This window comes from Stenotrophomonas sp. YJH_SMC_40 (genome assembly GCF_059368615.1).
Window position 1 is genome coordinate 360656 of record NZ_JCAFRX010000005.1, and the last position, 20940, is coordinate 381595.

At 64.9% G+C, this 20940-nt stretch carries 17 protein-coding genes and 1 pseudogene; 13 read left to right on the plus strand and 5 right to left on the minus strand.

Annotated features, from left to right (window positions below):
* Positions 1-112 precede the first annotated feature (112 nt).
* A complete protein-coding gene (locus tag AC5P6X_RS12210) occupies positions 113-487 on the plus strand; it encodes a hypothetical protein (RefSeq protein ID WP_099559501.1) in 375 nt (124 codons plus the stop codon).
* Between the two features lie 49 nt (positions 488-536).
* On the opposite strand, the gene AC5P6X_RS12215 is transcribed toward AC5P6X_RS12210, so the two are convergent.
* The 3 genes and pseudogenes from AC5P6X_RS12215 to AC5P6X_RS12225 form a co-directional block, all read right to left on the minus strand.
* Complete coding sequence (locus AC5P6X_RS12215) at positions 537-899, minus strand: hypothetical protein (RefSeq protein WP_241900370.1); 363 nt, start codon at positions 897-899, stop codon at positions 537-539.
* 524 nt (positions 900-1423) lie between these two features.
* Positions 1424-2154, minus strand: a pseudogene (locus AC5P6X_RS12220) (RHS repeat-associated core domain-containing protein); the annotation flags it as partial.
* 470 nt (positions 2155-2624) lie between these two features.
* The gene (locus tag AC5P6X_RS12225; protein WP_495215481.1) at positions 2625-7304 is read right to left on the minus strand and encodes an RHS repeat-associated core domain-containing protein; all 4680 of its coding nucleotides are present in this window, start codon (positions 7302-7304) and stop codon (positions 2625-2627) included.
* 356 nt (positions 7305-7660) lie between these two features.
* Between AC5P6X_RS12225 and AC5P6X_RS12230 the strand changes: the two genes are divergently transcribed.
* Positions 7661-8482: an alpha/beta fold hydrolase gene (locus tag AC5P6X_RS12230; protein WP_099604962.1), complete on the plus strand. Its 822-nt coding sequence runs from the start codon at positions 7661-7663 to the stop codon at positions 8480-8482.
* A gap of 35 nt (positions 8483-8517) precedes the next feature.
* Here the strand turns inward: AC5P6X_RS12230 and AC5P6X_RS12235 are convergent, their stop codons facing one another.
* Positions 8518-9312, minus strand: a complete 795-nt coding sequence (locus AC5P6X_RS12235) for an AraC family transcriptional regulator (protein WP_049451571.1) — start codon at positions 9310-9312, stop codon at positions 8518-8520.
* A 79-nt stretch (positions 9313-9391) separates the two neighbouring features.
* Between AC5P6X_RS12235 and AC5P6X_RS12240 the strand changes: the two genes are divergently transcribed.
* From AC5P6X_RS12240 to eptA, 10 genes are all read left to right on the plus strand, one after another.
* Positions 9392-11353 carry an FUSC family protein gene (locus AC5P6X_RS12240; protein WP_495215494.1) on the plus strand — a complete coding sequence of 654 codons (1962 nt, stop codon included), beginning with the start codon at positions 9392-9394 and terminating at the stop codon, positions 11351-11353.
* 2 nt (positions 11354-11355) lie between these two features.
* Positions 11356-11565, plus strand: coding sequence for a DUF1656 domain-containing protein (locus AC5P6X_RS12245; protein WP_111687374.1), 210 nt, complete (start codon positions 11356-11358; stop codon positions 11563-11565).
* Between the two features lies 1 nt (position 11566).
* On the plus strand, positions 11567-12451 hold the full coding sequence (locus AC5P6X_RS12250) for an HlyD family secretion protein (protein WP_495215482.1): 885 nt from the start codon (positions 11567-11569) through the stop codon (positions 12449-12451).
* Positions 12448-13884, plus strand: coding sequence for an efflux transporter outer membrane subunit (locus AC5P6X_RS12255; RefSeq protein WP_329757282.1), 1437 nt, complete (start codon positions 12448-12450; stop codon positions 13882-13884). Before AC5P6X_RS12250 ends, AC5P6X_RS12255 begins: the two co-directional genes overlap by 4 nt.
* Before the next feature lie 134 nt (positions 13885-14018).
* Entirely contained in the window at positions 14019-14366 is a 348-nt protein-coding gene (locus tag AC5P6X_RS12260; protein ID WP_005409930.1) for an RcnB family protein, read from the plus strand.
* Between the two features lie 71 nt (positions 14367-14437).
* Positions 14438-14968, plus strand: a complete 531-nt coding sequence (locus tag AC5P6X_RS12265) for a nuclear transport factor 2 family protein (protein ID WP_329757283.1) — start codon at positions 14438-14440, stop codon at positions 14966-14968.
* Positions 14969-15072: 104 nt separating this feature from the next.
* Positions 15073-15747 (plus strand): response regulator transcription factor, encoded by a 675-nt coding sequence (locus AC5P6X_RS12270; protein ID WP_032962486.1) that lies wholly within the window; start codon positions 15073-15075, stop codon positions 15745-15747.
* The gene (locus AC5P6X_RS12275; protein WP_088437092.1) at positions 15744-16976 is read left to right on the plus strand and encodes a sensor histidine kinase; all 1233 of its coding nucleotides are present in this window, start codon (positions 15744-15746) and stop codon (positions 16974-16976) included. The genes AC5P6X_RS12270 and AC5P6X_RS12275 overlap by 4 nt, the downstream gene beginning before the upstream one ends.
* A gap of 59 nt (positions 16977-17035) precedes the next feature.
* Positions 17036-17422: a diacylglycerol kinase gene (locus tag AC5P6X_RS12280; RefSeq protein ID WP_005409934.1), complete on the plus strand. Its 387-nt coding sequence runs from the start codon at positions 17036-17038 to the stop codon at positions 17420-17422.
* Between the two features lie 73 nt (positions 17423-17495).
* A complete protein-coding gene (gene eptA / locus AC5P6X_RS12285; RefSeq protein WP_329757284.1) occupies positions 17496-19307 on the plus strand; it encodes a phosphoethanolamine transferase EptA in 1812 nt (603 codons plus the stop codon).
* On the opposite strand, the gene AC5P6X_RS12290 is transcribed toward eptA, so the two are convergent.
* Positions 19211-20131, minus strand: a complete 921-nt coding sequence (locus AC5P6X_RS12290; protein WP_005409936.1) for a M14 family metallopeptidase — start codon at positions 20129-20131, stop codon at positions 19211-19213. The two genes, eptA and AC5P6X_RS12290, sit on opposite strands and share 97 nt — an antisense overlap.
* A 145-nt stretch (positions 20132-20276) precedes the next feature.
* Between AC5P6X_RS12290 and AC5P6X_RS12295 the strand changes: the two genes are divergently transcribed.
* Positions 20277-20930: a DUF3348 family protein gene (locus AC5P6X_RS12295; protein WP_088437094.1), complete on the plus strand. Its 654-nt coding sequence runs from the start codon at positions 20277-20279 to the stop codon at positions 20928-20930.
* Positions 20931-20940: the final 10 nt, after the last annotated feature.

A 20940-nucleotide genomic window follows, 5' to 3' on the forward strand; every position in this document is an offset into this window, starting at 1 on the left:
GTGCGTTGGGGGCGTTCGCGCCCGCCGGCTTGAAGCCAACCCGGATTCGAACCACGTACCGCCCGCCACCTTTCGGGTGGCGGCTACCGATTGCCCTGCACGGAGCCTTGCCATGAACGAATCGGACTTCCCGCATCTGCATGCCTACCGCAGCACCGCCCGCGGCGACGGTTCGCCACAGGCTGCGCCGGCTGTGGACAGGAACACCTTCATTGCCAACCTCAACCGCATCGGCTCTGGTGCGGCGGCCGACGGACAACCCTGGCCGGAGCGGCACCAGCTGCCCGGGCGCTGCCTGGCTCTGGCCGATGCCGATTGTGCGTTGAGCGGGTTGCGGGTGGTGCTGGAAATGCTGCTGGCGGCGGAACGCACGCGGCAGAACGGCGAACCGGAAGAGTACGTGGGCGACCGGGTGATGGAGGGATTGGTCATGGCCTGCCAGTCGTTGTGCGCGCAGGCGGTGGGGCGGTTGCAGGTCGACCCGTGATGGCAGTGGACGATCAGACTGCTCCTTCCATCATCCGACATTGACTCCTTCATGGCCCAACCGATTGCGGCCTTCCCGCCCGACATGCCAGCGGCGTAGCGCCCTTGTCTGCTGGAATCGCGTGTACATTCCAGCGCTCGGCCAAGGTGCGTTCGACGCGAACAGAGAATGACCGTGCCTCGGCGGGCATCTTCCCTTCAGAGAAGCCGATGGCTATCTCGAAGCGATCCAATCCGAGGTTCCCCGCCTCCAGTCCCGAGCCATCTTCCCGCTTCACTCCGACGTAGACGACAGGGCGCTTCACGTCCACCTTTGACCTGGCAAGCTGGCGATCCAATTCCGCGCTGCCATCAAAGAACTGCATCTTTTCGTCCTGGGCAATGGCGCTGAGGGTCTGCTTGAACCGTTTCATGCCCTCTTGGTCATGCACGCAGAACTGGATCATCTTGAAGGGCCGTTTTCCTACAGCCCATGCGCCGCCAGAGAATCCAAGTCCCGCTCCAATCAGAAGTAGCGCTGTCAGGAGCCTCACCATCATCGAGGTCCAAGTATGCAGAGTGTGGCGGCCAACGTCGCCGCAGGGCCAAAAATCAGGAAACCAAGCGCATCGTTGAGTATCGGATTGGGCCCGGAGCCATCGCCCACGATTGTGATCTGCGACCCGATTCCCAGCGGCCCAGGCGCCACCTTCCACGATACCGTGCCTGGATGGAACTGATGGCCAGGACGCGTTGAATTTACGATCGTCATGTTCGTTGAGTCCACCCACTGAGTAATGGGGTTTCGTCCACCGTTCCCGACAATCTCAACGTCCGGAGTGAACCCCTCTCGGGCCGGCGGCGCGCCTGGAGCACTTACCACTCTCGCAGCTCTGAATGCGGACTGCGGAGAGCAGAGGCTGAATCGATCAATGCGGTAGACGTGATCATCCTCGCACAGACCAAACGGATCAGCCGTACCAAGCGGACCCGACGATACGTATGCGTACGTCGTCATCCCCGCGCTCAGCCCGAGTGGGTCGCTCTGCGAGTACTGCCCCACTGCCGGGTCATACTCGCCCTGGTAGTCGTAGAACAGCCCACTCGCATCCGTCGCCTGCTGCCCCAGGAAGCGCAGCGCAAGTTTGAGCGCCACACCATCCCCATCCGGGTCGGCCCTCGGAATCTGCTTGCCGAACGCCTCGCTCTTGTTGCTCCACTCCCAGATCGCGACATTCCGCACCAGGTCGATCACCGCGCGGCGGCGTGCCTAGATGATCCGGCTGGATGTAGGCCAGCTCTGGCACACCTGCGCTTGGCACGCTGATCATCGCCACCGGATAGTTGTCCAGCGCGATGGCCCACTGCTGCGCCTGGCCCGTGGCGACTAGTTGCCCAACTACTGCACAGCCTCGTCGTACAACGTGACCGGTCGGGTACGCAGCACGCGTTCACCGCGAAGGGGGTAGGCATAGCTTTCTAGCACCGCATCACCGTGCATTCATGCGTTTGGCATAGTTGTAGGCGAACGCATTGCTATCGACGCTGGTGGTGTTGCCGGTCCCGTCATGGCTGCCCGCTTCACCATCCACTGCAGTCAGTCGATGGCTGGATGCTGGATAGGTGTAGCCGGCAGTTCCCGCCGAGGTGATCAGCGCGGCCATTACCGGTGGCGCCGCAGGCATAGGATCAATTCAGCGCGGTCGAAATCCAAGGCTCTACGGCGATTATTCAGGGCGTCCTCAGGAACGCTCGCCTTAAGTAAACCGACGCCCCGCAAAATGCGACCGCCCCCACAAGCCAGCTTCCAAGTAATAGCGACGGCCAAAGGTCTGCGACCAACGCCGTTGCTCCGAATCTCTCAAGGCTCTGTAGAAGCAAGCGCCCCCCCCCATCAATTGCCAGATTGGAAGAAGTTACAGCCACGACCCCGAGTACAAGACCAGCGATCAACCCCACCACTAAACTTCGCGGGATGCGGCGCATACTTTCGCATCGAGAGAGCGCATAGAATGTAATCGAAAGAAGTAGTGAGAGAAGCAGTACGTATGGAACTCGCATCGCCCCTATCTTCATGAAAGCGGATATCCATATCCATCCCGCAGAATTCAGAGAGACAGATAGAGTGAAGCATATCAATGATGAGATGAGCCTATCCTTCACTTGACTGGACATTCTGCCGCCTTTGTACTCTTTTGAAGAACACCCGGGAAGAGTGTTTGCTTTATCCCACACATTCCATCCAACGCGCCGGACACGTGGCTCGCACACCAGAAGCCACGTGCATCCCCCCACTCCTCCGCGTTCGCAATGAGAGTTAACTCTTGCTCCGGAGTCAGAGGGATCACCGTTAATTCAACTCGACTACCAGTTCCCACCTGATACTTTTTGTAGCTGGCCAAGCTGGCATCGCGCCCCTCAAATAGCCCACCGGTTCCTCGACGACCACCAGGTGCGTAGCTGCCGGAAGGGTCGTAGAGGAAATCAGGCTTGCCAGGTATCGAAACATGAATCGCCGAATGGCTTGCAATACCGAAATCGTATGTCGTTATTAGCGTCGTCGTCAGCCCAAGCGGATCAGTAAATCGGGCGGGGTTCGAGATCACGTAGCCATACGTACTGACGCCCGCGTTCAACCCAACGGGATCGCTCTCCACGTATCTAGCCGACGCCGGGTCATAGTCACGGAAGTAGTTGTAGAACAACCCGCTCGCATCCGTCGCCTGCTGGCCCGGGAAGCGTAGCGCCAGTTCGAATGCCACACCATCGCCATCCGGATCGGCATTGGGAATCTGGTTGCCGAACACCTCGCTCTTGTTGCTCCACTCCCAGATCGAGACATTCCGCACCGGGTCGATCACCACGCGCGGTGTGCCCAGGTGATCCGGCTGGACGTAGGCCAGTTCCGGCACGCCGGTACTCTGCACATTGATCAGCGCCACCGGGTAGTTGTCCAGCCAGATGGCCTGCTGCTGCGCCTGGCCCGTGGCCGAGTAGTTGCCCAGCCACTGTCCTGCCTCGTCGTACAGCGTGATCTGCGCCGCGCCACCGGCCGGGGTGCGCAGCACGCGCTCTCCACGATGGTTGTAGCCATAGGTTTCCAGCACCGCATTGCCCTGCTTCACCGCGTTCATGCGGTTGGCATCGTTGTAGGTGAACGTCTTGCTGCCGATGCTGGCGGTGTTACCCACCGCGTCATGGGTGCGCGCTTCGCCATCCACCGCAGTCAGGCGATGGCTGGTTGTGGGATAGGTGTAGCTGGCGGTGCCTGCCGACGTGGTCAGCGCGGTCCGATTACCGGTGGCGTCGTAGGCATAGGTTTCGATCGGCGTGCCGGTCGTGCCGTCCTGGGTCTGGGTCAGGCGGCCCAGCGTGTCGTAGGCGTACTTGGCGAGTACCGTTGAGCCTGTGCCGTTCTTCAGCTCGGTGATCGAACCGACCGGGTCGTAGCCATAGCCCAGCGACAGGCCACCTGCGGCCGGGTCGTGTACCGCCTGCGGGCGATAGTCCAGGTCCAGCGGACGCTGCAGCTGTCGGCCATTGCCATAGGTCCAGCCCGTCGCCGGGCCGAAGGCCGCATAGGTCACGTTGTTCACCACGATCTGGCGTGCCTGGCCGGGCCGGGTCAGGCCGATCTGGCTGATGCGGCCCTGGGTGTCGCGTACGTAGTCGGCCACGCTGCCGTCGGGGTAGGTCAACGCGGTCAGGCGGCCCGACTTGCTATAGGCGTAGCGCAGCGTGCTGGCAACGCCGTTGACGGTCTGTACCTTGCGGGTGACCTGGCCGAAACGGTCATAGCAGTACTGGGTACTGCCATTGGCGTGCAGCACCTGCCCCAGCCGTCCCTTGGCGAAGCGCTCGTCGGCGGCACAGGCGGCAGGCGCCACGTCATAGCTGTAGCCCGCGTCCAGATTGGGATCCGGGTAGGCGATGCCGATCAGGCGGTTGAGTGCATCGTAGTGATAGGTGGCGGTGACGCCACGCGCATCGGTAGCCGTCTTGCGGTTGCCGGCGGCATCCACGGTGAAGCTGCTGGCGCCACTGTCCGGGCTGACCTGCCCGGTCAGATCACCGAAACCGTTGTAGGCATAGGTCGTATGCAGGCCTTTCGGGTCGGTGACCTGGGTGACCTGGTCCAGCGCGTTGTACTGGCTGCGGATCTCCGCCGCCACGCCGCCGACATCCTGCAGGGTCTGCGCCAAGCGGTTCAACGGGTCGTACTGCTGGCTGGTCACGCGCTGCAGGGCGTCGGTCACGGTCTGCGGGTTGCCGTTGGCATCGTAGGCAAAGCCGGTAGCGTGGTTGCCTGCGTCCTTCAGTGCGGTCAGCTGGCCGAGTGTGTTGAACGTCCGTGCCAGGGTACGGCGCAGGGTACCGCCTGCATCGAGCGTGTCTTCCTTGAGGCGATTGCCGGCGTTGTCCAGCGTGTAGTGAATCGTGTTGCCGGCGTTGTCCTCGATGTCGGTCAAGCGCAGCGCCGCATCGTAGACGTAGGACACGCTGCTGCCATCCGGCTCGGTGATTCTCTGCACCTGGCCGGTTGGCCAGTAGCTCAGCTGGGTGACCCGATCCTCGGCAGTGGTCGCGCCGCGCACGGTGATGGAGGTCGGCCAGCCGCGGGGATGGTAGGTGTAATCAGTCACCACGCCGTTGGCGTCCTTGACCGACAACGGCCGCCCGAAAGCGTCGTAGGCCAAGGTCTCGACCGTCTGGCCCAGCGCATTGGTCACGCTGCGCAGGTCGCCCTTGCGATAGCTGCAGGCACCTCCGGTCGCGCACCCTGCATCATCCGCCGAGTAATAGGCATAGGTAACGGCATCGGCCACATCCGTGCGCGGGCCATCCACGCTCTTCAGCAACCCTTCCACGGGGCAGCTGCCTGCGGCAGCCACGTCCGCGGCTTCGCAGTAGGTATAGCTGGTAATGCGCGTCTGGCCGGACGCGGTGTCGGTTACCGTGTTGGTCGTTGGCTGGCGCCGGGCATTGAAGGCCGTGCGGGTTTCGCGGCTGCCAATCCGGGTGGTCAGTACCGCATTGGTTTCGATGTCGCGCGCGGTGGTCACCACACGCTGTTCGGGCAGGCCGACCGCTTCGGTCACGGTATGGATGCTGACGGCGCGACTGCTCACCGGATCGGTGCCCTGCGCATAGGTGTGCTTGGTCTGGATACCGCGGCGATCGGTGTAGGTATCCAGGCGCCGGCGGAAGTCGACACTCTGGTCGTAGTAGGTCCGGCTGACGGTTCCCTGCGAATCGGTCAGGCCGGTCACCTTGCGCGACGGGGCGGTATCGCCGCCGGGCGTCAGGGTGTAGTCGGTCTGCCGCCCCAGCGCGTCGGTCACGACTGCACCGCCGTTGGGGCTGTAGGCCAGTGTCACACCATCGGCACCGCCGGCATGCTGACTGGAGATCACACGACCGATGGAATCGTAGCTGAAAGTGCTGTAGCGGCGACCGTCCTCGGCGGTGATACCGGTCAAGTGCTGGGGGAAGTCCTGGTTCTCGTAGTGATACGTCCGCACACCACCACCCGCATAGGTCACCGTGGCGACCTGGTTCTGCGGCGAGTAGGTATAGGTGGCGAGCGCAACGCCTTCGACCAGCACCGAACTGATCAACGCCTCATAGTCGTTGGACTGGTAAACGAACTCGAGCGTGCGGCCACTGCTGTGGGTGACGGCTGCAAGGCGGTCGCTGTCGTCATAGATGTAGGTCAGCGACGTGCCATCCGGGAAGCGCTTGGCGGCAAGACGCCCGTCCGCGCCGAAGGTAGAGATGGAATTTGCCGAGTACAGTGTCCAGTTGCCGTTCTGGACCAGACGATCGCCACTGTCGTCGTCCGCCTCATAGGCTTGCCCGATCTTCTTGAATGCACGCTGGAAACCAGTGCTTTCAATGATGCCCACACTGTCAACGCCATCCAGTGCCAGGTGGGCGCCCAGCGAATGGGTCCAGCCATAACCGAAGCCACCGGATGAGGTGGAGATGCCGGAGTGATAGAAACGCGTCAGTGCGATCCAGCCCAGATCAAAGTCCTGCGCGATTTCGTACTTCTCGCCGGTTTTGACGTCACACGGATTGCCGACATTGCCGTCGCAAGGTGCCTTATTCGTCGCCTCGCTGTCCTCTTCCGAGGGACAATTCGTACCGGCGCTGTCCTTGTCGCACTTCTGCGACTTCGAGGTGATGGTAGCAACGAATTCTTCGCTGACGCAGGCGTTGTGCTTGTTGGACCACTGCGTGAATGGGATCGGGCAGTTCAAGCGCCGGGTACGCGCGACCGCCACCGTTCCGGTGTACGGCGTGCAGGGTGATTCAGCCGTATTGTTACCAGCCATTGAAGTCAGATCGTAGTAGCGTGACTCCATGACACCTTCCTGATCGGGCGAGGCTGCAAACCAATCGCCAGACGGAGTGACCGCCGCCCCGGGGCACACGGGATTGTTGGCTTGTTGGTCCGCAAGAAAATCAGCAACCATCGCCTCTTCGGTCGGGAATATGTCACGCCCAATGTAGGACCAGTCCGGATCGGAGGGTTGCGCCTTCCCCATCCAGTAGGTGATCGACGTGTTGCCGTTCAAGTCCACGACTTTCGACTTGATCTTGTCGACGTACTGCCAGCCGAACTGGAACTCCGGCGGGAACGGGCTGGGTGCGGGCAGGTTCTTGATGGCAGCCACCGCCGCCTGCTGGGTCTTGTATTGAGTCGCATCGCCGCCGGGCTGCGAAATACGCCAGGTGATCCTGCTTTCCTGCGCCTGTGCCACGGCAGGGGCGAAGCCGCCGACGGCAACAATCGCCAGCACGGCACACAAAATGGTCTTCAGTCGTTCCAACATCCCTGTTCTCCTTCCTGGACGAACACAGCGCCGGCGGGAACGAGAACGCGGAGCTGTGCCCCGCGTCATGCTTCGGATCGTCCCTGGTCCGGAATGCGGCAGTGCCAAATGCCGCCTTTATCGTTGAGGACGCTTGCACGTTCAAGTGTGGAGCCGCGTAACCGATCACAGATTCAAGCATCCAACGCCATTCAGCGGTCTACGCCCCGTCCCCATGACTTCCTGCACAGGGAGTCGGTGTTATACCTCACTACATTACCAGCACGACCTGTCGCGAGGTCGGCAGGCTGCGGCGCTCCGCTGCAGACCTGACCCATCGGAAGGGCTGGCACGCGTCACGGCCCAGGGGAATGGCAATGAAGAGCAGCCGAGTGACGTTGTGGGTGCTGGCCGCGATGATGGTCGCTGCAGGCACCGCCCACGCAGGGGAAATCCAGGTGGATCGCGGCGCCTACGCACTGCAGGCCGAAGAGACCGGGGCCGGCCCGATCACCGTGGTCTTTGAATCCGGTTTCGGGCAGGGCGCGGGCGCCTGGAAGGAGGTGGTTGCGGGTCTGGGGCGCGACTATCACAGCATCACCTACGCCCGTGCAGGACTCGGCAAGTCCGGTAGCGACGGTCACCCCAAGCGCATCGATGGGCATCTGGCCGACCTCACGGCCGTGATCGATACCCTCGCACCCGGTCGCCGCGTTGTGCTGGTGGGTCATTCCTATGGCGGCCTGCTGGCCACGGAGTTTGCACGCCGCCATCCGGAGCGCCTGCAGGGCCTGGTGCTGGTGGACCCGGCCACGATGGGACAGCGCCATGCGTTCAAGCAGGCCGACAGTGCACGCGTGCAGGCAGACGATGCCCAACTGCGGGCAATGCTGCCGCCGGCCATGGCCGCCGACTACGCCGTGCTGACCGAACAGCTGGATGCACCCGGTGCGGAGACTCCGCGCACGATGCCCGACGTGCCGGTTGCGCTGCTGACTGCAACCCAGCTGGCTGCCGAACCGCTGTTCTTCGAGGAAACCGCAGCGGGCAAGGCGCTCTGGAAGGCGCAGCACGCCCTGCTCTTCTCAGGGTTCACGCGCGGTACGCATCGCTACCTGGCGACCGGGCATACCCTCCAGCGCGAGGATCCTGCTGCGGTGGTGGCCGCGATTCAATCGGTCTCCGGCACCTCGAAGTAGCCGTTCCAGGCAACGGCTTCCCCCGTTGTTCCCCGCTACTGCCCGCGCAGGCGAACCGCGAAGTACCGCGCCGGGGAAAGGCCAAGCGCTTTCTTGAACATCGTGATGAAGGCCGTCACCGACTCATAGCCCAGCGTCTCGGAAACGCGTTGTACGGGTGCACCGGCGGCGAGTTCCCGAATGGCGATGAGCAGGTGCAGTTGCTGCCGCCAGCGCCCGAAGGACAGTCCCGTTTCCCGTTCGATGAGGCGGGTCAACGTGCGCTCGCCCAGGGCCAGGCGCACGGCCCACTGGCCGATGGTGCTGCGGTCTGCCGGATCCGCCGACAGCGCCGCAGCCAGCACACGCACCTTCGGGTGATGGCTGACCGGCAGCGACAGATGCTCAGCCGGCATCTGTACCAGCTCGTCCAGCAACACCCGCGCCAGCCGGTCGGTGTGGCTGCCATGCGGATAGTCCAGCGGCGCGTCGGCCAGATGCAGGATCATCTCGCGCAGCATCGGCGAGATGGCCAGCGTCACGCACTGCGCCGGCAGGTCGACGATGCCGGGCTCGACGAACAGGTAGCACAGGCGCGCGTTGGCGGTGGCGCGGTTGCTGTGCGGCATGCCGCCCGGAATCCAGACGCCACACTGGGGCGGCACGATCCACAGCGCATTGGCCACTTCGCAGGTCACCGCCCCATGCAGCGCAAGAATGAGCTGACCCTTTCGATGCTCATGCACCGGAATTTCCGCGTCGTGCTCGGCCACCTGAAGGCGGCTGGCAACCGCCGGGCGATCGGTCTCGTCCGGGTCCAGGTCAAAGCCGGGGAGCGAAATGCGAGCCATTCTCACATTGACCGGTTTTAGCGATTGGTTGTCATTGTAGCGAAATTCGCCAGTGCGGCCGGTCACTAGCATGAGCCGCATGCACTCCCCCAGCCCGCTCCGCCCCCATGTGCTCCAGGCATTTGCACGGTTCAAAAGCCCTACCCTCAGGACCGACCAGGAGGCGGTGCTGTTCTCGCTCAAATGCCTGCTCGCCGCATCGCTTGGGCTGTATGTCTCTCTACGGATCGGCTTGAACCGCCCGTTCTGGGTGATCGGCACGGTCTATCTGGTGTCGCAAACGTTGTCCGGCGCAACGCTCAGCCGAGGTCTGTTCCGCCTGCTCGGTACCGTCGGCGGGGCCATCGCCACCGTCGCGCTGGTGCCCCGTTTCGCCAATGCGCCCCTGGTGCTGAGCGCCGCGCTCGCCACCTGGATGGCGCTGTGCCTGTACCTGGCGATGCTCGACCGCACGCCACGTGCCTATGCGTTCCTGCTGGCCGGCTATACCACCAGCCTGATCGGGTTTCCTGCGGTGATGGTGCCGGGAGACGTGTTCACCATTGCCATCACGCGGGTGCAGGAAATCGCCATCGGCATCCTGGCCGCCACGCTGGTACATGGGTTGGTGCTGCCGCGTCGGGTCTCGATGCGCGTGCACGCACGGGTTGCTGCCGTGCTGGAAGATGCGGAACGATGGACACGGGACATGCGCGCCGGTGCATCGGACGCGGTACTGGCGACGGACCGCTCGAAAGTGGCCGCCGACCTGCTTGAGCTGCATGTGCTGTCGATCCACCTGCCCTTCGACAGCGCCCACGGCGTGGCCCAGGTGCAGATCCTGCGTGCCCTGCATGACCGGATGCTGGACGTACTGATGCTGTCCAGCGCGGTGGAAGATTCCATCGCACGGCTGCGCTCACCACAGGCCAGCGCGATGGATTCGCCTGGCTGGCGCGAGCTGATACAGACCGGCCTCGCCGCGCAACAGGCCGAGCTCGACCTCGCCCACGCCGACTGCCGCGTGCTGCAGGCGCAACTGCACACTGCCCGGCCCGACTGGCGCCGGCATGTACCTGCCCGCCTTGCGCGACGTGCACATGGTGCGGTACTTCACCGGGACCATCGACTTGCCCTGCGTAGCGCGCTGGGCGCGTTCGTCGGTATCCTGCTGAGCTGCGTTCTGTGGATCGTTACCGGCTGGTCGGAGGGCGCCACGGCGGTGTCCATCATCGGCACGGCGTGCGTGCTGTTCGGCACGATCGAAGCGCCTGCGCCGCATGTCATGCGCTATCTGGTGGGGTCGTCGATCGGCGTTGCCGTCGGCCTGCTCTACGGCCTGCTGATCTTCCCCGCGTTGTCCGATATCACCGGCCTGATTGCCGCGCTCGCGCCGGTGCTGCTGCTGTGCGGATCGTTCCTGGCCCGGCCACCCTTCATCATGGCCGCCCTGGGCGTGGTGCTGACGTTTCCGCTCATCGCCGGCCTGGGCGCGACCAATACGGTCAACATCGTCGGCGCACTCAACAACAGCGTTGCGTTGTTCGTGGGTACGACGGTGGCACTGTGCAGCATGCAGCTGTTCCAGACCGCCGATGCGGGCCGCAACCGCGCTCGGCTGGAGCGTTCGATCCGTCGGGACATCGCACGCCACGCCGCCGGTCAAGGTGATGTGACCCGGGCCTGGCTCAGCCGCATGCTGGATCGAATCGGGCTGCTCGCTCCCAGGTTGCAAGGCCGTTCCAGCGCCGCACACGACCTGCGGGCATTGTTTGCGGACGTGCGTGCGGCACGTGCATCCAGCCAACTCCGCGCGCTGGACAAGTGCCTGGACACCCCGCACGTTCGGGCGCTTCATGCGGCGCTGATCGAACGCGTCGCCGCACATTTCAGGGTTCGCGCCCACTCACCACGCAGTGTCGACGCCCATCTTCTGGAACTCCTGGACCACATGCGCGAGGCAGCGGCAGCCAGCGCCGAGGCCGATCGAGGGTATCTGCTGCACCTGCTCTGCGGGTTGCGCCGCGATCTGCTGGTCCCCCTGCTCACCCATCGGCACTGACCATGTTTTCTGATATTTCCATTGATGGCGTACTGATCCCCGGCCTGCTCGCCGTGGCTGCCGCCGCGCTGGCGCTGTCGATGCTGACCTCGCGCCTGCTCGCCAGCCTCGGCCTGTACCGGCTGTTCGCCGCGCGGCCCTTGGTGGGCCTGTCCCTGTTCGTGATCCTGGCGGAGCTGATGATCCGGCTCCCGCCCCTGCTCGAGAAATGAAATGAAACACCTGCTTGCCGTCATCGGGCGCTGGAGCGCTACGCTGGTTGTATTCGCGATTGCTGTCGTCGCCGCACTGTCCATCTGGAAGCGTTACGAAACACGCCCGTGGACGCGTGATGGACGGGTGCGCGCCGATGTGGTGCGCGTTGCATCGGACATGGGGGGGCTGGTCACCCAGGTGCTGGTGCACGACAACCAGCGGGTCAGTGCCGGCCAGCTGCTGCTGGTGCTCGATCAGCCACGCTTCGCCGCCACGCTGGAGAAGGCAGACGCGGCGGTCAGGAGCGCGCATGCCACGCTGGCACTGGCCCGCCGCGAATCGACCCGGGACAACGCACTTGGCAACCTGGTCGCCTCGGAAACGCGCGAACGCAATGCCGCCAAGGTCGATACCGAGCTGGCTGCCCTGGCGCAGGCACGGGCCGAACAGCGCGTTGCCCAGCTCAATGTCCAACGCACCGAAGTGCGCGCAACCACCGATGGCATCGTCACCAACCTGGACCTGCATGCGGGCGACTACCTGCAACCCGGTGCGCAGGCGCTGGCGCTGATCGACACCCGCAGCCTGCGTATCGAGGGCTACTTCGAGGAAACCAAACTGGCCTGCATCACCGAGGGCGATGCCGCGGTGGCGCGGCTGATGGGGGACAACCACGACGTGCGCGGGCACGTGGAAACCATCGCCGCCGGCATTGCCGACGATCAGCGCTCAAGCACACACAACCTGCTGCCCGCCGTGGCGCCAACTTACACCTGGGTGAGGCTGGCGCAGCGCATCCCGGTACGCATCCGCATCGATGATGCGCCGTCGGACACCCGCCTGATCGTGGGTCGCACTGCGAGCGTGACCATCACGCCCTCGGCACAGGGAGCCTGCAAGTGAGCCTGCGAACACTACGCGGTGGGCTGCTTGCCCTGCTGCTGCCGATGACGGCCTGCGTCTCCGGCCCCGACTATCACCTGCCTGCGAATGCCGTCGCCGCCACGCCACGGGCAGCGCGGGCATTCGTCTCGGGCGGGGAGGCATCGTTCAGCCACGACGCGCCACCGGATCGGTGGTGGCAACTGTATGGCGACCCTCAGCTTGACGCCTACGTACGCGAAGCACTGGCGGCCAACACCGACCTGCGCGCTGCCGATGCCAACCTCCGGCGCGCCAGCGCTACCGTGCTGGAGTATCGCGCGCGCGGTGCCGTACAGGCCGACGTGGATGCGTCGGGCACGCTCACCCATGCCGGTGGTTACACCCAGGCGTCGGCCGCACCGCAATCCTATGCGCTGGGCCTCCACCTCTCCTATCCGCTGGATCTCGCAGGCGGCATCCGCCGCGGCATCGAAGCCGCCAACGCAGACGCGGAGGCCGTCGCTGCGGCACGGGACCAAATCCGCGTGGTCGTCGCTGCGGCCGTCACCCGTGCCTATCTCCAGGTGTGCACCCGCAATCACACGCTCGCCGCAACCCGGCAAGTGCTGGCGATACAGCGCGCCACGCTGGAGGCAACCCGACGCCTGGCTGCAGGTGGGCGCGGAACGGACTTCGATGTCAGCCGTGCCGGTGCAGCCGTCAATCGCAGCGCGGCGGGGATACCGCGCCTGCTGGCCGAACGCCAGGCCGCACTGTTCGAACTGGCCGCATTGATGGGCAGGCTCCCGGCAGACTATCCCAGGGAGGCCGAAGCATGCCCGCAGCCCCCTGAGCTGGAGCAGGCGCTACCGGTCGGTGACGGCTGGCAACTGCTCCAGCGGCGCCCTGACATACGCGCAGCCGAACGCAGGCTGGCCGCCGCAACTGCGATGATCGGCGCTGAGACGGCGGGTCTCTATCCGCAGATCACCCTGGGCGCCTCTTCGGGCGTGGCCGGCACACCGGCGCATCTGCTGTCGGCTGACGGCTTCGGTGCGAGCATCGGCCCCGTGCTGTCATGGCACTGGCCCAACCGGCGCGCGGCCAAGGCCCGCATCGCAGCGGCCGGTGCCAATGCAGATTCAGTTCTCGCGTCCTTTGACGGCATCGTGCTGCAAGCATTGCGCCAGACCGAGACCGCGCTTTCTGCCTGCACACAGGAGCTCGAACGCGAGCACAGCCTGGCGCAGGCGCGGATGGACGCAGCGCGGGCCGCCGGGCAGGCACAGCAACTCTACCGTTTCGGCAGGATCGATTTTCTCGACGTGCTTTCGGCCCAGGCCGCGCTGGCAGATGCGGAGTCCGCATTGGCTGCATCGCGCGCGGAGCGCATTGACCGGCAAATGGATCTTTTTCTGTCGTTGGGCGGAGGCTGGGCCGCAACGGACTCGGCCCCGGGCGCGGTCCAATGATCCGCTGCCTGGCGACGACTGCAGGCCGCGCCGTCCGTTCAGAAAAGCACCGCCTACACCCGCATTCATTCACATGGATTGCCCTATATTCCCGCCACAGCGCCGCATGCTGCGGCCATGACGGAGGCATCCCCATGAAGACCACACGTTTGCTTGCCATCGCATTGAGCGCAGCCACCGCGTTGGCCGCGGCCCCCGCCTTCGCCGATCCGCCGCACCACGCCCGAGGCAACGGCCCGCCGCCGCACGCAGGCGGCCCGCACCACCGCGATGCGCCGCCGCCGGGCTGGCAGAAGAAGGCCTGGCGACGTGGCGAGCGCCTGCCGTGGGCCGAAGTGGACCGCCGCTACTGGGTAGACGACTACGCGCGCTATGACCTGCGCGAGCCGGGCCGCGACCGGCGTTGGGTGCGCCAGTCCGATAACGAGTACCTGTTGGTGGAGATCGCCACCGGCTTGATTGTTGACGCGCTGCATCGTTGAATGCGGAGCGCGCCGGGGCCCTGTAGCCGTGGCCCTGGCGCGCTCCCACCACACTGCGGCCGACATGAATGATGCGAACCACCGGATTCCAGAGCGCGTTTCTCATTGTTGGCCTCATCGCAGGCCAGCCGGCCCACGCTAGCCAGCAACCATCAGCGGCGGATGTAAAAGCGATCGAACAGGTGGTCGAAGCGTTCCGCACCTCGCTGATCAACAAGGACAAGCCGACCTACATGGGCCTGTTCTTCTCGGACAAACCAGAAGACATCGGCTGGCAGTTCGTTTCCGAGGATGTGCGCCTGCAGCACATCCGCAAGGCCAAGCCCGATGCAATCAAGGCGCGGCAGATTCCTGCAAACAACTTCATCGCGCTGATCGACGGGGCGGTGGCCTCGCCGAAGCCGAAGGAGGAGAAGTTCTCCAACACGAAGATCGAGACGGATGGTGATGTGGCTTCGGTCTCGTTTGACTACAGCTTCCACGACGATGGGGTGAAGACCAACTGGGGCAAGGAAATGTGGCAGCTGATCCGCACCGAACAGGGCTGGAAGATCTTCTCGGTGATCTACTCGGTCCGCGATTCTCGCAGCCCGGCCGATTGAACGTCGCTTGATGGGGCCGAACCCAGGCCGCGATCCATTCAGCAAGGGCATTGGCATTCGGCCAGCGATCGGGCAGAGTTCGGCCACGCGCAAGGACGCATGCCATGACCCGCCTGCTGATCATCGAAGACAACCCCGAGCTGGTTGCCAACCTGTATGCCTTCTTTGAACCGCTGGGTTACGTACTGGACGACGCCCGCGACGGCGCCAGCGGACTGCGCCGGGCCACGCAGCACGACTACGACGCCATCCTGCTGGACCTGATGCTGCCGCGGCTGGACGGCATGACGCTGTGCCAGAAGCTGCGCCAGGAGTTCCAGAACCCGGTGCCGATCCTGATGCTGACCGCGCGCGATCCGGTCGAAGACCGCGTGCAGGGCCTGGCCCTGGGCGCGGATGACTACCTGGTCAAACCGTTCTCGCTGACGGAACTGGATGCGCGGATCAAGGCCCTGGTACGACGGGCGCAGGGTCGCCAGGTCCAGAGCGTGCTGGCGTGGAAGGACCTGCAGGTGGACACGCGCTCGCCACAAGCCTGGCGGCAAGGCCGCTGCATTGCGCTGACGCCCACGTCGCACAAGTTGCTGATGTGCCTGGTGCGTGCGGCGCCGGCCGTGGTGCGCAAGCAGGAAATGGAGTACCTGGTCTGGGGCGACGAGCCACCGGACAGCGGCGCGCTGCGAACCCACATCCATGAGCTGCGCCTGCAGGTGGACCGCAGCTTCGACACCGCGCTGATCACCACGGTGCACAGCGTCGGCTGGCGCATGCAGGCGTGACTCGTGCCTCCCTCTACCGCCGCCTGAGCCTGCGCACCCGCATCACGATCTCGTTCGTGCTGTTGATGGCCGGTGCCATGGGCTTCATCGTACTGGCGGAACAGGTGGACTACGACCAGGTCCGGGCCGCTGTCGTCGCGCGGACCCAGGACAATGAAGTACGCCGCCTGCAGGACGAACTCGCCCGTGGTCGGCGTCCCGACCTGCCCTCCGGCAGCGCACTGTTCGATGCCCAGGACGTGCCTGTCGTGCTGCGCCAATATGGCCCGGGATATCACGGCGAAGCAGCACCCAACGAGTGGCACCTGCGCGTGTTCGACAGTGCCGGCCAACGTTACTACCTGCTGCAGGACGCAGCCCCCTATGGCTATCTGGAATACCTGATCAATGCCTTTGCGGCACTGGTCATTTCGATCTGCGTGCTTGGCGCCTTCCTGATCGGTCGCAAGGTCGCGACCCACGTCATCGCGCCCATCACACGATTGGCCGATGCGGTGCAGGACGGCCACAAGCCCTTTCCCTACCAGGACGCACGCGATGAGATCGGCGTGCTCGCGCGCGCCTTTGCCCGCCATAGTGACGAGCTCGAACGGTTCCTGCATCGCGAACAGTGCTTCAGCGGCGATGCCAGCCACGAGCTGCGCACGCCCTTGGCCATCATCGGTGGTGCTGCCGAGACGCTGGCCTGCCAGCTTCCGACCGACAGCCACCTGGTTCCCAGTGCCGAGCGCATCCTGCGCACCACCCAGGAGATGCAGCGCCAGCTGACCTGCCTGCTGCTGCTCTCTCGCGCCCCCAGCACCGTGCCACGCAACGAGGTGGCCCTGCGTGCGCTGGTTGAATGCTGCATGGATCGGTGCCAGCCCTGGCTTTCCGGCAAGCCGGTGATCGTTGCGTTTGATGCCCTGCATGACACCGTGCTGCACACCAACGCGGATCTTGCGCACAGCGTGATCTGGAACCTTCTGCGCAACGCCTGCCAGTACACCGAAAGCGGCGAAGTCCGGATCACCCTCCACGACGCCGCACTCATCGTCGCCGACACGGGGCCCGGCCTGCCCTCCAGTATCGATCCACAGCTGTTCCAGCGCTTCGTGCCCGGTAGCGTGCACAGCGGCGAGGGGCTGGGGTTGTCGATCGTGCAGCGCATCGTCGAGCACCTGGGTTGGAGGATGACGGTGCATTCATCGCAGCAGGGATGCCGGTTCAGCCTGGAGTGGCCCCTCTGACGATTTCCTGACGCACGCGTGCACATGCTGGGGATTGCTCACTTCACGGCGGAAACCGCATGCAGCACCCCAAGGACAGCGGCAAGTACCCGCACGGGAAGACCGGCCTGAGCCGCATCTTCCACACCCTCATCCATTCGCGCGATGGATTCGTCGCCACCTTCCGCGGCGAGGCAGCCTTTCGCCAGCTGCTGCTTCTGCACGCGCTGTTGATCATTGCAGCGTTCGTACTGGACATCAGCGCGGTCGAGCGCGCGATAGTGCTTGCGGTCTGCTTCATCAGCCTGCTGGTGGAACTGCTCAACTCGGCGATCGAAGCGGTGGTTGATCGCATCTCCCTGGAACAGCATCCACTGTCAAAGAACGCCAAGGATATGGGCAGCGCCGCGCAGACCACCGCACTGTTGATGGTGGGCGCGGTGTGGGGCGTCATCCTGCTGGGCTAGTCCGCCCAACCTGACAACTTCCTGATAAAGCGGTTTCGATACTGCGCGCACTCCCGCTCCACGGAACCTGCTCGTGCGTCAATGCCGCCGTTTTCCACGGCCCCATCCGATCGTTCTGGTCTGGGCCGTCGCACTGTTCTTCACCACGATTGGAAACATCGCCCTCTGGAAGACGCTGTGGGGGCTGGTCGACCTCAACAGCGTGCGCAGCGTGCTGTTCCTGGCCAGCCTGCCGGTGGTGCTGTTCTGCCTGTTCAACCTGTTGCTGACGCCACTGCTGGCACTGCCGTTCCTGCGCAGGCCGCTGCTGGTGCTGCTCGTTGTCGTCAGCGCCGCCTGCAGCTACTTCATGCTGCACTACAACGTGCTGATCGATCGCAGCATGGTGCAGAACGTGTTCGAGACCAACCAGGCCGAACTGAACGCCTATCTGTCGCTGCCACTACTGTTGACCCTGCTGGCGCTGGGCGTGCTGCCTGCTGCCGGGCTCGCCCTGGTGCGCACCACCAGCGGGGCCGGCTCGATACGTTCGCTGCTGGTGTGGCCGGCCAGCGCTCTGGCGTCATTGCTGGTACTGCTGGCAATCGGCTTCGCGTTCTACAAGGACTACTCCTCGCTGCTGCGCAACAACCGCTATCTCCGTGACCAGGTGCTGCCGTTGAATGTCGTGCGCCATACCCACGGTTATCTGAAAGGCCTCTACAGCGCCCTCCAGCAACCCTTGCGCCCGATCGGCATGGACGCACGGCGCGTACCGGGCCCGCGTCCGAAGCTGGTGGTCATGGTCGTCGGCGAGACCGCGCGATCACAGAACTTCCAGCTCAACGGCTACCCACGCGCGACCAATCCCCGGCTATCGCGCAAGGAAGGCGTCATCAGCTTCAGTGATGTTTCCTCATGCGGAACCGCAACGGCGATCTCGGTGCCGTGCATGTTCTCGCAGATGACCCGCCGCCAGTATGACGATGTACGCGCAGCGACCGAGGAGAACGTGCTCGACATCCTGCAGCGCACCGGCATCAGCGTGCTCTGGCGCAACAACAACAACGGGGGCTGCAAAGGCGTGTGCGAACGCGTGCCGACCGAGGACATGCCCGCGCTGAAGGTGGCCGGCCAATGTGTCAATGCCGACGGCACCTGCTATGACGAGGTGCTGCTGCATCAGCTCGGTACACGCATTGACGCCATGAACGGTGACGCCCTGGTCGTGCTGCACCAGCTTGGCAGCCACGGCCCGACCTACTTCGAACGCTACCCGGCACAGTCGCGGGCATTCAGTCCGACCTGCGACAGCAACCAGATCCAGCAGTGCAGCAACGAGGCGCTGGTCAACACCTATGACAACACCCTGGTCCACACCGACCGCATGCTTGGCAGGACCATCGACCTGCTGCAGGGCTATTCGGACCAGCGTGATGTCGCGCTGATCTATGTGTCCGACCATGGCGAGTCGCTCGGCGAACGTGGCATGTACCTTCACGGCACGCCTTACTTCATCGCGCCGCGCGAGCAGACCCAGGTGCCGATGGTGATGTGGTTCTCACCGGAGTTCAGCCGCAACGCGGGCGTGGACCTGGCCTGCCTGCGCGGGAATGCCCTGCACCGGGCGCACAGCCACGACAATGTCTTCCACTCACTGCTGGGCCTGTTCGGGGTCAACACCACGGTGTACCAGCCCGATCTGGATGTCTTCGCCGGCTGCCGCGCGTCGGCTTCGCCGGCTGTGGCCACCTCGCCAGCCAAAGAACGGCGCCGGTTGATGCCGGTCGCTGCCCGCAACGTGGCGCGTTACTGCGCCGCCAGGGCGAAATCCAGGCCCGCACACACCGCCGCCACCTGGGCGTCGTTGCATTCCTGCGGGTTGGTGCGCGGGCTGTCCGGGTAGACCTCGGTGGTGGTGGCAAAGCGCGCGTCGGTGAAGCCGGCGCAGGCGCCGATCGAGCGCGACTCACCCCACACCACGCCCGGCGACTGCAGCGGCAGGCCGACCAGGTTGCCCTCGGCGTCGGCCGGGGCGATATGGGTGACTGGCGCGACCGCGGCGATCAGGGCCTTCTGGAACTCGGCCTGCGGATCCTCGCTGTTGCCGATCACGTAGAAGCCATCCGGAATGGTGTCGCGCTCGAACGGCTTGCCGTCGCGGGCGCAGCGCGCCGGATCGAACTCGTGCAGGTCGCTGTCGGTGGTCTCGTGCAGGTCCAGGTGCACCAGCAGGTTCGGTTTGCGCTCGGCCACCCAGGCCATCAGCGCGGCCGCTTCCTCGATCTGGCCGCCGTCACGGAAGCTGCGGTTGGGATCGATGGCATCCGGGTTCCAGCGCTGGATGCGCTCGTAGCCCCACGGGCTGACGCACGGTGCCACGATCAGGTTCAGCCGGCCCAGGTAACGCTCAGCCTGCTGTTCCAGGAACTGCAGGGCGCCATGCACGCCGCTGGTCTCGTAGCCATGCACGCCACCCGTGATCAGTGCGGTCGGCAGCGCCGGGTTCCAGTCGTGGTTGACCACGGCGAACAGCGGGTAATGGTCCGGCGCATAGTCCAGCTGGCCGTACTGGATCACATCGAAGCTGTCGTCCAGGCGCTCGAGCGCTGCCACCACGTCATCGTGGTAGCTGCGCTGGCGCTGCTGGCGGGCCCGCCACTGTGCGCGTTCCGCGTCGCCCCAGGGCTGTCCGGGGGTGCCGATCGGGTAGAACTGCGCAACGGTCATTGGGGAACTCCAGGGGTCGAACGGATGGGTGCAGCCGGACATTCTAAGCCTTGTCGCGCCTGCGGGCGCCCCCGCCCGGCCCCGCCTTCATCCAGGCCGGGTCATCTGGTTGTAAAATCAACGGTTTTTGGCCCCTCACCCCTTGATGGCGAAAGCAGCGCAGCCGGTCCTGGGTGGACCGGAATTCCTCCGCCTGCTCGCCCGTCTCAGCGACGGCGCGATGCCGGCCAGCAGTCCCGCCCTGACCGATCGCCTCGGCCAGTGGGTGGACTGGAGCCGTGCCGTGGCCCTGTCCGGGGCGCTCGGCGGACGCCTGCCCGAGCCCGGTGAAGCCGCCGAGGCGGTCGAGGATGTGCTGGCCGACTGCGCGCAGGCGCACGCCAGCCTGCTGGCCTCGATCAGTGAGGACGCCGAGGCCGAGCGCCTGCTGGATCTGGCCGAAGCTGCCGCTGCACCCAACTTCGCCTCCCTGCGCCAGCGCTATCGGGTACTGCAGCAGGCCATCCAGACCGCCACCGGGCTCCTGCGCGGCCGCCTGCGCGACCAGCTGGTGCAGGTTTCGCCCGAGCTGGCGCGGCTGGCCGAGGTCGATGCGGTGATGGAACAGACCCTCACCCCGCGCGAGCACAGCCTGCTGACCACTGCGCCGGCCGTGCTCGGTGCCCGTTTTGAACGCGTGCACGGCCAGCCCGGCTGGCGCGCGGCCTTCCGCCATGACATGCGCACCCTGCTGCTCGCCGAGCTGCAGCTGCGCTTCCACCCGATCGAAGGGCTGCAAGACGCCCTGCGCTCCCACTGACCGGAACACC